The 12,716-nt window shown below is 72.1% G+C and carries 11 protein-coding genes and 1 pseudogene; 4 read left to right on the top strand and 8 right to left on the bottom strand.

Translation table 11 applies throughout. From position 1 onward, the window contains the following. The 4 genes from AF1_RS33835 to AF1_RS29325 form a co-directional block, all read right to left on the bottom strand. On the bottom strand, positions 1 to 159 hold a 159-nt coding region (locus AF1_RS33835), incomplete at its 3' end, for a DUF397 domain-containing protein (protein WP_084263455.1). A gap of 467 nt (positions 160 to 626) precedes the next feature. Next, complete coding sequence (locus AF1_RS29335; protein WP_207394051.1) at positions 627 to 1,064, bottom strand: GNAT family N-acetyltransferase; 438 nt, start codon at positions 1,062 to 1,064, stop codon at positions 627 to 629. 5 nt (positions 1,065 to 1,069) lie between these two features. Beyond that, positions 1,070 to 3,652: a phosphoenolpyruvate carboxylase gene (locus AF1_RS29330; protein WP_242608830.1), complete on the bottom strand. Its 2,583-nt coding sequence runs from the start codon at positions 3,650 to 3,652 to the stop codon at positions 1,070 to 1,072. A gap of 181 nt (positions 3,653 to 3,833) precedes the next feature. Beyond that, entirely contained in the window at positions 3,834 to 5,006 is a 1,173-nt protein-coding gene (locus AF1_RS29325; RefSeq protein ID WP_131732643.1) for an RNA-guided endonuclease InsQ/TnpB family protein, read from the bottom strand. A gap of 52 nt (positions 5,007 to 5,058) precedes the next feature. On the opposite strand from AF1_RS29325, the gene AF1_RS29320 reads away from it, so the two are divergent. The 4 genes from AF1_RS29320 (at position 5,059) to AF1_RS29305 (ending at position 8,399) form a co-directional block, all read left to right on the top strand. Further along, entirely contained in the window at positions 5,059 to 5,244 is a 186-nt protein-coding gene (locus AF1_RS29320; protein ID WP_067806556.1) for a type II toxin-antitoxin system Phd/YefM family antitoxin, read from the top strand. An 83-nt stretch (positions 5,245 to 5,327) separates the two neighbouring features. After that, on the top strand, positions 5,328 to 6,920 hold the full coding sequence (locus tag AF1_RS29315) for an acyl-CoA carboxylase subunit beta (RefSeq protein WP_067806554.1): 1,593 nt from the start codon (positions 5,328 to 5,330) through the stop codon (positions 6,918 to 6,920). An 84-nt stretch (positions 6,921 to 7,004) separates the two neighbouring features. Beyond that, entirely contained in the window at positions 7,005 to 7,247 is a 243-nt protein-coding gene (locus AF1_RS29310) for an acyl-CoA carboxylase subunit epsilon (protein WP_067806553.1), read from the top strand. A gap of 93 nt (positions 7,248 to 7,340) precedes the next feature. Continuing rightward, on the top strand, positions 7,341 to 8,399 hold the full coding sequence (locus tag AF1_RS29305) for an NYN domain-containing protein (RefSeq protein WP_067806551.1): 1,059 nt from the start codon (positions 7,341 to 7,343) through the stop codon (positions 8,397 to 8,399). Positions 8,400 to 8,467: 68 nt separating this feature from the next. Here AF1_RS29305 and AF1_RS29300 read toward each other — a convergent pair whose 3' ends face one another. The 4 genes and pseudogenes from AF1_RS29300 to AF1_RS35440 all read right to left on the bottom strand — a co-directional run. Then, entirely contained in the window at positions 8,468 to 11,533 is a 3,066-nt protein-coding gene (locus AF1_RS29300; RefSeq protein WP_242608822.1) for a bacterial transcriptional activator domain-containing protein, read from the bottom strand. Positions 11,534 to 11,558: 25 nt separating this feature from the next. Further along, positions 11,559 to 11,984, bottom strand: coding sequence for a TadE/TadG family type IV pilus assembly protein (locus AF1_RS29295; protein ID WP_242608823.1), 426 nt, complete (start codon positions 11,982 to 11,984; stop codon positions 11,559 to 11,561). Continuing rightward, positions 11,981 to 12,433 (bottom strand): TadE family protein, encoded by a 453-nt coding sequence (locus tag AF1_RS29290; protein WP_242608824.1) that lies wholly within the window; start codon positions 12,431 to 12,433, stop codon positions 11,981 to 11,983. The genes AF1_RS29295 and AF1_RS29290 overlap by 4 nt, the downstream gene beginning before the upstream one ends. Then, positions 12,430 to 12,716: pseudogene (locus AF1_RS35440) on the bottom strand (pilus assembly protein); the annotation flags it as partial. The gene AF1_RS29290 and the pseudogene AF1_RS35440, both read right to left, overlap by 4 nt.

Genomic DNA, 12,716 nt, shown 5'->3' with positions numbered 1-12,716 from the left:
AATCTCCGTGAAGAATGCAGCTACTTCCAAGATACTGAAACGCTGTTGAGGTCCATCGGGATTTTTGCTGTCACGCATGGCTATCTCATCTGGAATGCGCGCAACCTCTACGCAGTTTTCTCCATTCGCGGTAGTGCGTGACGCCTTGCGCCACTTCATTTCATCCATTGCCCTGCGACCCTCCGAATAAGCTCTACGGTCTCGTTCTGCCTAAGAGCGTCTGCTCTGAATAGTTCAAACATCCTGCGTAATGCCGCGATATCTTCGGGGCGCTCTATTACCTCCCCACTGATAGCACCATCGGGAAGGGCGTCGGTCCACGTCCCGCCCCACACAGCCACAGGGAGCCGGGGAGCCACCCCCCAGTTCTGGCCAGGCCGCACCTGACTCACCGCGACTCACGCAGGACGTAAGCACAGTTCAGAGGCCACATGACATAGCCTGGAGGCCGGCCTGGACCTGGAGGAGAACGCCTGGCGCACTGCGGCCCCCTCCGCCGACCGCCGCGAGGGCATCGCCGCCTTCAACGAAAAGCGCAAACCCAACTGGCCCTCCTGACCCGTCTCCCCGCTGCGGGCGCTTCAGGGTCTTGGCCGGGTGTGTCGGTGCTTCGGGGGCGGTCTCGTCTACGGGAGGGGCTTCGCCATGTGGACGGCGTGGCGGCCGTCGATGTCCTCGCGGCCGGTTTCGTGGTAGCCGAGGGACTCGTAGAGGGCGATGTTGCTGGTCATCAGCTCGTTCGTGTAGAGGCGCAGGCGCGGGAGGGCGAGCGAGCGGGCGTGCTCCTCGGCGAAGGACAGCAGGGCGCGGCCGATGCCCCGGCCGTGGAGGTCCGGGGCGACGGCGACGTTCTCCACGAGCAGGACGCCGTCCTCGGGGATGAGGACGATCAGCCCGTCCGGGCCGCCGCCGGTCACGAACACCTGGCCGGCACGGATCAGGGTGGCGTAGTCGGCGTCCATCGGGATCGGGCGGGTGCCGATGATCCGGGCCCAGGGCGTGTAGGCCGCTTCGACGATCTCTTCTATGCGCGGCCGGTCGGCTTCCGCGGCGAGTCTGGTCAATTTCCTCATCCCGTGTTCTGGAGGCCGGCGGCGACGCCGTTGACGGAGAGCAGGAGCAAGTCTTCCAGGTGGGCTCGTTCGTCGGCGCTCTCCACGCCTGCTCTCAGTGCCTTCAGGGCTCGTAGTTGCAGGTGGGAGAGGGCGTCCACGTAGGGGTTGCGTAGTTCGACCGCGCGGGACAGGACCCTGCGGTTCTCCAGGAGGCGTTCGTGGCCGGTCACCGCGAGGACGAGGCGGCGGGTGCGGTCGTACTCGGACAGGACCGCCTCGGAGAGGTCGGGACGCTCGCCCAGCGCCAGATAGCGCTCGGCGATCGCCCGGTCGGACTTGGCGAGGCTCATCTCGGCGTTGTCGAGCAGGGTGTTGAACAGCGGCCAGGCCTCGTAGGCCTCGCGGAGTTCGGCGAGGTCGCGGCCGTCGTCGCAGACGGCGGCGAGGCCGCTGCCCAGGCCGTACCAGCCGGGGAGGTTGACGCGGGTCTGCGTCCAGGCGAACACCCAGGGGATGGCGCGCAGATCCGCCAGGCCGCGGGCGGCCTTGCGGCGGGCCGGGCGGGAGCCGATGCGCAGTTCGGAGATCTCCTCCAGCGGGCTGACCCGGGCGAACCAGGCGGCGAAGTCCTCGGTCTCGATCAGGCCGCGGAAGGCGGCCTTGGCGGCTTCGCTGATCTTGTCGGCGAGCGGGCGGAACCGGGTGGCGGCCGCGCGGGCGCGGTCCTGGACGGGGTCGGTCGAGGCCAGCAGGACGGCGCTGGTGACCTGCTCGACATGGCGGCGCGCGATCTCGCGCCGGCCGTAGCGGGCGAAGATGACCTCGCCCTGCTCGGTGACCTTGAAGCGGCCCGCGACCGAACCGGGCGCCTGGGCGAGGATGGCGCGGTTGGCCGGGCCGCCGCCGCGGCCGAGGGAGCCGCCGCGGCCGTGGAACAGCGTCAGCCTGATCTCGTGCCGGGCCGCCCACGCGGCGAGGGCCTCCTGGGTGTCGTAGAGGCGGAGGGTCGCGCTGGTCGGGCCGAGCTGCTTGGCGGAGTCGGAGTAGCCGAGCATGACCTCCAGGCGGCGCCCGGTGTCGTCCAGGCGGCGGCGGACGGCGGGGATCCGCAGCATCCCGTCCAGGACGGCCGGGGCGCGTTCCAGGTCCTCGCCGGTCTCGAAGAGGGGGATCACGTCCAGGACGGGGGCGCCCTCGCCGAGGGACTCGGCCAGGGCGTGCACGTTCGCGATGTCGTCGGCGGAGCGGGTGAAGGAGACGATGTAGCGGTGGCAGGCGCGGACGCCGAAGCGCCGCTGGATCCAGGCCACCACGCGGAGGGTTTCCAGGATCTCCTCGGTCATCTCCGAGAGCGCGCCGCCCGAGCGCACCTCCTCCAGTGCCTTCTCGTGCAGCTCGGAGTGCTGGCGGATCTCCAGTTCGGCGAGGTGGAAGCCGAACGTCTCGACCTGCCAGATGAGCTGCTGGACGCGCCCGTAGGCCTGCCGGACGGCGCCCGCGGCGGCGAGGGAGTCCTGGACGGTGCGCAGGTCGGCGAGCAGCTCGTCCGGGGAGGCGTAGGCGAGGTCGGCGTCGCGTTCGCGGGTCGCGGCGATGCGGGCGGCGGCGTGCAGCAGGAACTGGCGGTGCTGCTCGCCGGGCGACCGCTTGGCGATCTCCCGGACCAGCGACGGGTGGGCGGTGCGGGCGGCGGCGAGGGCGCCCAGCAGCTCCTCCGACGCGGGGGTGGTCGCCTCGTGCACGGTCAACTCCCGGCCGATGCGGCCGCAGGCGTTCTCCAGGGCGCGCAGCACATGGTCCGCCTGGATCACGACGGTGTCGCGGGTGACCTGCGCGGTGACGTAGGGGTTGCCGTCGCGGTCGCCGCCGATCCAGCTGCCGAAGCGCAGGTAGGGGCGGGCCTTGGGCGGACGGGTGCCGTCGCCGTCCAGCGCGCGGTCGAGGGACCGGTAGATCCGCGGAACGACCCGGAAGATCGTCTCGTCGAACGCGGCCATCGCGGTGCGGACCTCGTCCAGCGGGTCCATCTGGGCGTGGCGGCGCAGCGCCGTCCGCCAGAGGAGGTCGATCTCCTCGCGGAGGGTGCGCTCGGTCTCCTCCCGCTCGGACGCGCCGGGACTCTCGTTCAGGTGCGCCAGCAGGTCGCTGATCCGCTGGATGGCGGTGACGACGGCGCGGCGGCGCGCCTCGGTCGGGTGCGCGGTGAAGACGGGGCGGAACTCCAGGCCCTCGATGATCCCGTCGAGCCGCCCGTCGCCGGACGCGCGGATCTCCTCGACCGCGGCGGCGACGGAGCCGGGGACGGTGCCGCCGGTGTCACGTTCCCGCAGCGTCCGGATGCGGTGGTGCTCCTCCGCCAGGTTCGTCAGGTGGAAGTAGACGGTGAAGGCGCGGGCGACCTGCCCGGCACGTTCCAGCGTCCAGCCGTCGACGAGGGCGGCGACCTCCTCGATGCCCGCCTCGCCGCGGCGGGCCGCGATCACCGCGTGGCGGAGCCGCTCGACATCGTCCAGCAGCCCCTTCCCGCCGTACTCCACGAGGGAGTCGCCGAGCATGGCGCCCAGCAGCCGCACGTCGCGGCGCAGGGGTTCGGGCATGTCCTGACGAAAGGTGTCACGCGTCTTCGTAGCCACCTGTCCAAGCGTAACGAGCCGTGACAAGGCGGAGTCCATCCCGTTGGCGTCCTCTCCCGCCTGAAGGCGGGAGATTCCCTCCCTGGCGTCCGCTGAGGCGGCTCGCCTTGAGTCGGGTTCCTGGTTCACCGGGCCGTGCCTTCCGCTAGGCGGAGGGTCTTACCGGCCCTCCGCAGGCGTTTGGGGTCTCCGCCCGCCCGGCGGCGACCATGTGTTGTGCTTCGGCTCGGATGTTGCGGGCCGCGTTGATGTCCCGGTCGTGGACGGTGCCGCAATCCCGGCAGGTCCACGTGCGGACCGCCAGTGGCTTGGGCCCGTCCCGCGACCCGCAGGCCGAGCACAACTGCGAGGACGGGAACATGCGATCGATCCGCTGGAAGACGCGCCCGTACCGGGCGGCCTTGTACTCCAGCATGTTCACGAACGCCGACCAGCCCGCATCGTGCACCGACTTCGCCAGCCGGGTACGGGCCAGGCCGTTCACGCACAGGTCCTCGACGTACACCGCTTGGTTCTCGCGGATCAGGGCCGTGGACAGCTTGTGGTGATGGTCCCGCCGCGCATCGGCGACCCGAGCGTGCGCACGGGCCACCTTCACGACGGCCTTCTCGCGGTTGCCCGAACCCCTGGCCTTTCGGCTCAGGTTCTGCTGTGCCCTGCGAAGTTTCCGCTCGGCGCGGCGCAGGAACTTCGGCGCGGTGACCTTGCGGCCATCCGACAAGACCGCGAAATGCGTCAACCCCAGATCGATGCCGACCTCGCCCGTCGTGTCCGGCAGCGGCTCGTCGGACGTCTGGACGACGAACGAGGCGAAGTACCGGCCCGCCGCGTCCTTGACGATCGTTACCGATGACGGATCGGACGGCAGTCCCCGGGACCAGCGCACCCGGACATCGCCGATCCTGGCGATGTTCAACCTGCCGTCCGGTCGCAGCCGGAACCCGTTACGGGTGAGGCGGATCGTCTGCCGGTTGTCCTTGCGGGACCGGAACCGAGGCGGGGCGACGTTGCGGCCTTTGCGCTCACCCGACAGCGAGGCGAAGAAGTTGCGGTAGGCGGTGTGCAGATCGGCGAGCGCCTGCACCAGGACGACCGAGGAGACCTCGGCGAGCCATGCCCGCTCCGGTGTCCGCTTCGCAGTGGTGATGACCTGTTTTTGAAGGTCGGTGTCCCTGATGTGCGGCAGCCCGGCCGCGTGGGCCTCCCGCCGGATGCGCAACCCATCGTTGAACACCGTCCGGGCGCACCCGAACGCGCGGGCCAGCGCCATGCGCTGACCCGGCGTCGGGTCGAGACGGAAGTTGTATCTGAGCTGCACAGTACTCATAGTACCTCTGGTACTCAAGGTACTCATAGGTACGATCGGCCTCGTGAGTACCGAACGCATCGCCACCAACGACTTGCGCGCCCATCTCGGCCGCCGTATCGACGAAGCCCACTTCCGCGGCGATCATCTGATCGTCGAGAAGAACGGCGAACCCCGCGCGGTGCTCGTCCCCTACAAGTGGTGGCAGGAAAAGCAGGCTGCGGCCGAACCCGGGCTCACCCCGCCCTGAAGGACCCGGGCCTGCACCCTCTACGCCCGGTCACCGGTACCCGGCCGCACCCCTCGGGTCAGCGTCCGGTTACCCTGACCGGCATGGCGACGGAAGCCCCTGAACCCCCGGTGGAGTACGACGTCCACACCACGGCGGGAAAGATCGCGGACCTGGAGCGGCGCCGGCACGAGGCGGTGCACGCCGGCTCGGCGCGCTCGGTCGAGAAGCAGCACGCCAAGGGCAAGATGACGGCCCGGGAGCGGATCGACGCGCTGCTCGACCCCGGCTCGTTCGTCGAGTTCGACGAGCTGGCGCGGCACCGCTCCACCAACTTCGGGATGGAGAGGAACCGCCCGTACGGCGACGGGGTCGTCACCGGGTACGGGACGGTGGACGGACGCCCGGTCGCGGTGTTCAGCCAGGACTTCACGGTCTCCGGCGGCTCCCTCGGCGAGGTCTTCGGCGAGAAGATCTGCAAGGTCATGGACCACGCGGTCAAGACGGGCTGCCCGGTGATCGGCATCAACGACTCCGGCGGCGCGCGGATCCAGGAGGGCGTGGTCGCGCTCGGTCTGTACGCGGAGATCTTCAAGCGGAACGTGCACGCCTCCGGGGTGATCCCGCAGATCTCGCTGGTCATGGGGCCGTGCGCGGGCGGCGCCGTGTACTCGCCGGCGATCACCGACTTCATCGTCATGGTCGACCAGAGCTCCCACATGTTCATCACCGGGCCGGACGTGATCAAGACGGTGACCGGTGAAGAGGTCACGATGGAGGAGCTGGGCGGGGCGCACTCGCACAACTCCAGGTCCGGCGTCGCCCACTACCAGGGGTCGGACGAGGACGACGCGATCGAGTACGTCAAGGCGCTGCTGTCCTACCTTCCGTCCAACAACCTGTCCGACGCGCCCGCGTTCGACGTCCCCGTGGACGTGACGGAGCTGGACGCGGAACTCGACACCCTCATCCCCGACTCGCCGAACCAGCCGTACGACATGCACGTCGCGATCGAGCGCGTGCTGGACGACGGCGAGTTCCTGGAGGTCCAGGAGCAGTTCGCGCCCAACATCATCATCGGGTTCGGGCGGGTCGAGGGCCATTCGGTGGGCGTCGTCGCGAACCAGCCGATGCAGTTCGCCGGGACGCTCGACATCGACGCGTCCGAGAAGGCCGCCCGGTTCGTCCGGACCTGCGACGCCTTCAACATCCCGGTGCTGACGTTCGTGGACGTCCCCGGCTTCCTGCCCGGCACCGACCAGGAGTGGAACGGCATCATCCGGCGCGGCGCGAAGCTGCTGTTCGCCTACGCCGAGGCGACCGTCCCGCTCGTCACGGTCATCACCCGGAAGGCGTACGGCGGCGCCTACGACGTCATGGGGTCCAAGCACCTCGGCGCCGACATCAACCTGGCGTGGCCGACCGCGCAGATCGCGGTGATGGGCGCGCAGGGCGCCGTCAACATCCTGCACCGGCGCGAGCTGGCCACGGCGGACGACCCGGACGCCCGCCGCGCCGAGCTGATCACCGAGTACGAGGACACGCTCGCCAACCCCTACATCGCGGCGGAGCGCGGTTACGTCGACAACGTGATCAAGCCGTCCGAGACGCGCGGCCAGGTAGTGCGGGCGCTGCGGGCACTGCGTGAGAAGCGCAAGACGCTGCCGCCCAAGAAGCATGGGAACATCCCACTGTGACCGCCTTTCGGGTGAGTCCCGGAAGTCCGGGGTTTCCGCCCCTCGAAGGGACTCTGGCCCCGACACTCCCAGGAGGTCAGGTTCGTGAGCGCTGAGCAGAAGCCCTTCCTGCAGATCGTCCGGGGCGACCCGGGGCCGGAGGAGATCGCGGCGCTGGTCGCCGTGCTGACCGCCCGCGCCCGGGCCGCGACCGCGGCCCGGGACGGCGCTGACCAGGCTCGTCCGTCCCGCTGGGCGGACCGGTCCAGGCTCGTGCGCACCGCGTTCGCGGGCGACCTCGGGCCGCGCGGGCCGGGCGCCTGGCGGGCCAGCGCCCTGCCCCGCTGACCTGCGTGCGAGCCCCCCGCCGGGCCGCCAGAAGCGACATGTAACGGTCGTTCGCTCCCAGTGGGGGGCTCCGCACGAATAAGGTGGAAGGCCATGGCCACCTCGGAGTACGTTCCCCAGCCCGCGCGATACGCGATCTTCGTCGACGCGGGGTACCTCTACGCGGCCTCCGGGGCCCTGCTTCTCGGCTGCGGTTCCCGGCGCGAGTACCGGGTCGCCGCGGAGAAGCTGATCAAGGCGCTGACCGATCACGCCGACGAGCAGCGGCGCGGTGAACTGCTGCGGGTGTACTGGTTCGACGCCGCGCCGAAGCGGCAGCCGACGGTCGACCAGCGCGTCATCGCGAACCTGCCGCTGGTGAAGCTGCGCCTCGGCAACCTGAACGCGCAGGGCCAGCAGAAGGGCGTGGACGCGCAGCTGCGCGCCGACCTGGAGGCCCTCGCCCGGCACCGCGCGATCACCGACGCGGTGCTGCTGGCCGGCGACGAGGACATGCTGCCCGCCGTGGAGGCCGCGCAGCGCTACGGCGTCCGCGTGCACCTGTGGGGGGTCGAGCCCACGCACGGCTCCAACCAGGCCGAATGGCTGGTGTGGGAGTCCGACACGGTCGAGGTGCTGCCCGCCGAGTTCCTGCGCCCGTACTTCACCAAGGCCAAGGCGCTGCCGGTGCCCGCACCGGGCAGCGCCGCCGCCGTCCGGGACGCCGCGGCCGCCGCGCAGCGCGCGAACCCCGTCCCGTCGCCGTCCCAGGTGTTCGCGGGCAAAGCGCCGTCGGTCAAGCCGGTGCCCGCCGCCGTCCGCGCGACCGTCCCGGTGCCGGGCGGGGCGACGCCCGCCACGGTGGCCGCGTCGATGAACTCCGCCACCGCGTCCCCGGCCGACGGAAAGCTCGGCCCCGACCGCGACCACATGCTGGAGATCGGCGAGCACGTCGCACAGAAGTGGATCTTCGAGCGGGGCCGGGACAACATCCGCGACCTGCTGCCCGGCCCGATCCTGCCGCCCGTCATCGACAAGGAGCTGCTGATCGAGGCGGAGAAGGAGCTCGGCGGCTCCCTGCGCCCCTACCAGGAGGCCCGCACCTGGCTGCGGGACGGCTTCTGGGAACGCGTCTACCGCGAGTTCGGCATCGGCATCGGCACGTCCGACTGACCCGCGCCGGCGACTGACCCGCGCCGGCGACTGATCCGCGCCGGCCACGGCGGCACCGGCCGGCACCGCTAGCGCGACCCGACCCGGTGCCAGTCGGGGAGAAGCTCCTCCACCAGTGCCTCCGTCTCGGGCTGTAGCTGGTCCAGGAACCGGTCGCGGGCGGCGCGGGAGCGGAGTTCGTCCACGACCACGCGCACCTGGGCGACGTCGCCCGTCGCGTGGGTCGCGCGGAGCAGGTCGCGCCACAGGCCCTCGTCCTCGGGCGCGAGCCGCAGCCCGGCCCGCGCCGCGCCGACCGCGCCGTGCGCGTCGCCCTCGTCCAGCCGCAGCACGACGAGCCGGTGCGCGACGTCGATGACCCGCGCGGTCGCCTCGTACTCCAGCTCGTGGTCGGCGAGCCACGCGTACCGGCCGCGCGGCCGGCCGGCGAGCAGCGGGCCGCGCACCAGGTCCAGCGCGTACGCCATGTAGGCGGTCTCGGACGCGGGCTCGGCCGCCGACCGCCACACCAGCCAGCGGAACACGGCGATGTCGACCCGCACCTGCGAGCCGAGCCTGATCCGGCCGCGTTCGTCGTAGTACAGGTTGGGGCGGCCCCGCCCGTCCCGGCCGAGCCAGTCCGACACGCGAGCCACGCACGCGTCCCGGACCCCGGCGCTGACGCCGCGCGGCCAGACCGCACCGGACAGCACCGTCGGGTGGACGCCCTCCGGGTGCACGGCGAGGAACACCAGCAGCTCGGTGCAGAGTTCGCGGCGGCTCTCGTCCATCGGGCCGGGCGCCTCGACCTCGATCGGGCCGAGCAGCCGGACCTCCACCGACGACTGCTGCGCGGTCGGCGGCTCCGCGCCGCCCGCCAGGTCGGGCAGCGGCACGGAGTCGAGCCGCCCGGCCCCCCGGAACAGTTCGAACACGCCGCGGTAGTCGTCGTCCGCGACGAGCTGCGCCGCGACGTCGAAACCGAGCACGCCGGCCCGGAGGCGGCCGCCGGCGTCGACGTCCCACGTCCAGGTGGCCCCTTGGACTTCGCCGGGGACGATATAGCCGGCGGCCATCCGGGTTCCGGTGCGGGCGAGCGCGACGAGCCGGTCGGCCTCGTCGTCCTGCGGCTGGTCCGCCATGATCAGGTAATGCGGCATCCACGCCTCGCCGAACACGCCGCGGCAGCGTCCGGTGAGGACGGAGTCGACACCGGACGCGGCGAGCGCCTGCCGCACCTCCTCGCTGCGCCCCTCCAGCTCGGGCAGCGCGTCCCGCAGTGTCGGGACGCACCGGACCCGGTCGGGCGCGATCTCCCTGAGCCCCTCGCCCAGCTCCGCGTCGAACCCGACGAGCGTGATCCGCATGTGGTCGGACCAGCGGTTGGTCGCCAGCTCCAGCGCGATCGCCGACAGCGCCGCCCGGCGGACGTCCGCGGGGCCGCGCAGCGCGATCAGCCCGTGCGCGGCCTCCAGATCGACGAGGATACGGCCGTGGTCGTTCGTCCCGATGGACACCAGGCCCGGGTAGGGGGCGAGGACGTCGTCGAGGCCGGACGCCTCCAGCATGGGCAGCGCGTCGGCGCGCAGCCGCCACACCTGACCGTCGTCGAACGCCTGCCAGGGCGCGGGCGGGTTGCGGTCGGCGGGCGCGATCCACAGGTCGAGGCTGCCGCGCCCGAGATGCACCCCGTAGACGGTCGGCAGCGCCCGGCCGCCCGCCGCCATCGACTTCGACATGTGCCGCAGGCCGAGGTCGAGCAGCTTCACCGCGTCGTCGTCGGCGCCGATGCGCAGCGCCCGCTCCGTCTCGGCCGCCTCCCCCTCCGGCCGGACGACCATGTGCCCGAACGCGCGATTCCACAGCTGGGTGCGCCGGCGCCGGCCGAGCGCGCCGAGCAGCCCGGCGGTGAGCAGCGACGCGGCGGCGAGGCCCTGCGGCCAGCCGAGGTCGAACTTCGCGCCGGTCTCCTGGTACCGCGGCGCGTCCTCGCCGGGGACCTCCGCGCCGTCGTGCGCGGGCGGATGCGCGGGCTCGGACTCCTGCGGCGGCGCACTCTGCTCGGGCGCCGAGCTCTGCTCAGGTGCCGGGCTCTGCTCGGGTGCGGAGCTCTGTTCAGGCGCCGGGCTGTGCTCGGGCGCCGGGCTGTGCTCGGGTGCCGGGCTCTGCGATACGGACGGCTCCGGTGAGGCCGGCGGCGCCTGCGATGCCGGGGGTTGTGATGCCGGTGGTTGCGTCGGCTCCTGCGGCTTCGGGTCAGGGTCGGGTTGCGGCGCGGGCCGCTGCGGCTCGTCCGGGACGGCGTGCCCGTACCGGAAGTAGTCGGGCAGGTCCTTGGCGGGGATGACCTTCGCGCCCTTCGCGTCCGCCGGCATCTCCAGGATCCAGCCCGGACGGATCAGGCTCGCGATCGTCAGACGCGTCCCGTCCGGCTGGACGTGGTTCTTGTTGAGCGCGTAGATCTCCTTGTAGCGGCGGCCCTCGCCGAGACACTTCTCGGCGATCTCCCAGAGGCTCTCGTGGTGGCGCCCCTCCGGCGGCTGCACCCGGTAGATCTTCGTGGTGGCGGTCTTCTCCACCGGGGCCTCGGCCGTCTGCGCGGCGGCCCGGTCGGCGGCCGCCGGCTGCTCCGGCGCGGCCGGGACGCGGTGGAACTCCTGCGACTGCGGCTCCATCCGCACCGGCGGACGCTGCGCCAGCCCGCCGCCCGAGAACGCGGGCATGATCGCGGTCGTGGCGGTGAACAGCAGCAGCGCGGCCACGACGAGCCGGTGGACGAGCGACTGCGTCCCGCCCGCGAGCGGTACCCGCGCGGGCACGCCGACACCGCGGATCCCCGCGTACACCTCGACGACCACGCACGCGGCGAGTTGCAGCCAGGCGAGCCACACCAGCGCCACCAGGATCGCCATCAGCGAGCCCGGCCCCACCTTGTGCGTGAGGTCGGACATGGACGGCACATGGCCGGGCAGCGGCGACCCGAACACCGTCAGCAGCGCGAACGGGACACCGGCCATCAGCGCGGCCAGCGCGACGACCGCGCCGATCCCCGCCACGACATCGCCCGCACTGCGGCGCCCGTTCACCCGGACGGGCTTCCTCTGCCCCTGCCGCGTCACCATCGTGCCCCTGCCGTTTCCCCGGACGTCGCCCACATCGTCACTCTGTTCTCGCGTTCGCTCACGGACCGTCACCTCCCGTGACGGGACGGGCGGTCGCGGAGGAGGTCAGCTGGAACTCGCCGAACCCGGGGATGATCCCGAGGAACTGCGGCCGCACGCCGATCCGCACCGAGACCGCGACCTCCTGCTCGTTGGCGTCGCACCGGGACGCGGTGACCTGGTCGCGGTAGGCGGCCAGCAGGTCGCACGCCGCCGCGCGGGCCCGGCCGGGATCGAGGACGGGCTTGCCGGTCTCGCGGAGGGCGTCGGTGTCGATCTGGTTCGCGCCCGCCCGCGCCGCCTGCTCGGCCATGTCCGCGGCGCGCTGCCGGGCGTGGATGGCGAGGCCGCCGTCCACCAGGAGCCCGGCCAGCAGGAACACGACCGGCGTGAACAGCACCGTGTACATCGCGATCGTGCCGCGGTCTCCGCGTCCGGCGGTCATGGCGCTTCTCCCGGGGTGTCCGTCCCGCGGTCGGTGAAGGTGTCGATGGGCGCGATCGCGTGGCCGCGCAGGCGTTTGCTGCCGGGCAGGCCGATGAACGCGAGGTCGCCGAGGTCGACGTCGCAGGTGACCGTCACGCCGACGCGCCCTCCCGGGGCCCAGCCGGACACGTCCGTCTGGACGCTGGGACCGCCCGAGCACCACACGGTGCCGCGCATCCCCGCGGCGGCGGTGTCGGCGGCGAGGCTCTGCGCGGACGCGGCGCTCCGCGCGATCGACGCGGCGCGGGCGGCGTCGCGGGCGGCCCCGTCCACCTGGCTTTTGGCGTCCACCATCCGGCCCGCGCCCGCGAGGAACAGCAGGAACGCGATGAAGATGGGCGTGACCAGCACCATCTCCAGCGACATCGAGCCCCGCTCGCGCATGCGCGGGGCACCGCGCTCTCTCACGGGGCGGCTCCCCGCTGGCAGGCGGTGCCCGCGCCGACGTCGGGACGGAAGCACTCGATCGGCCCCTGTGACCGCTGCGACACGTGGAACGTCAGGAACGGGACGACCTGGACCGCCTCGCCGCTGACCTCCACCCACCGTTCGTCGTTCTGCTCGCCCGCCCGGACCTGGAGGCCGCCCAGCAGGTCCGGGCCGATCTCGCGGACGGACCCGGCGGCCTTCGCGGTCGCCGCGTCCTGCCAGCCGCCGCCGACCGGCGACGTCCGCGCGACGCGGGCGCCCG

Origin of the sequence: Actinomadura formosensis NBRC 14204 (assembly GCF_001552155.1) — a bacterium.
GTDB classification, from domain to species: domain Bacteria; phylum Actinomycetota; class Actinomycetes; order Streptosporangiales; family Streptosporangiaceae; genus Spirillospora; species Spirillospora formosensis.
The sequence above is the reverse complement of the archived record's forward strand: the minus strand, read 5'-3'. Positions and strand labels throughout refer to the sequence as shown.

Coding starts and splice junctions, on each gene's coding strand:
- AF1_RS29330 (WP_242608830.1), bottom strand. CDS start 3,652: ATGCCCGAACCCCTGCGCCGCGACGTGCGGCTGCTGGGCGCCATGCTC.
- AF1_RS29315 (WP_067806554.1), top strand. CDS start 5,328: ATGGCGACGGAAGCCCCTGAACCCCCGGTGGAGTACGACGTCCACACC.
- AF1_RS29305 (WP_067806551.1), top strand. CDS start 7,341: ATGGCCACCTCGGAGTACGTTCCCCAGCCCGCGCGATACGCGATCTTC.
- AF1_RS29295 (WP_242608823.1), bottom strand. CDS start 11,984: ATGACCGCCGGACGCGGAGACCGCGGCACGATCGCGATGTACACGGTG.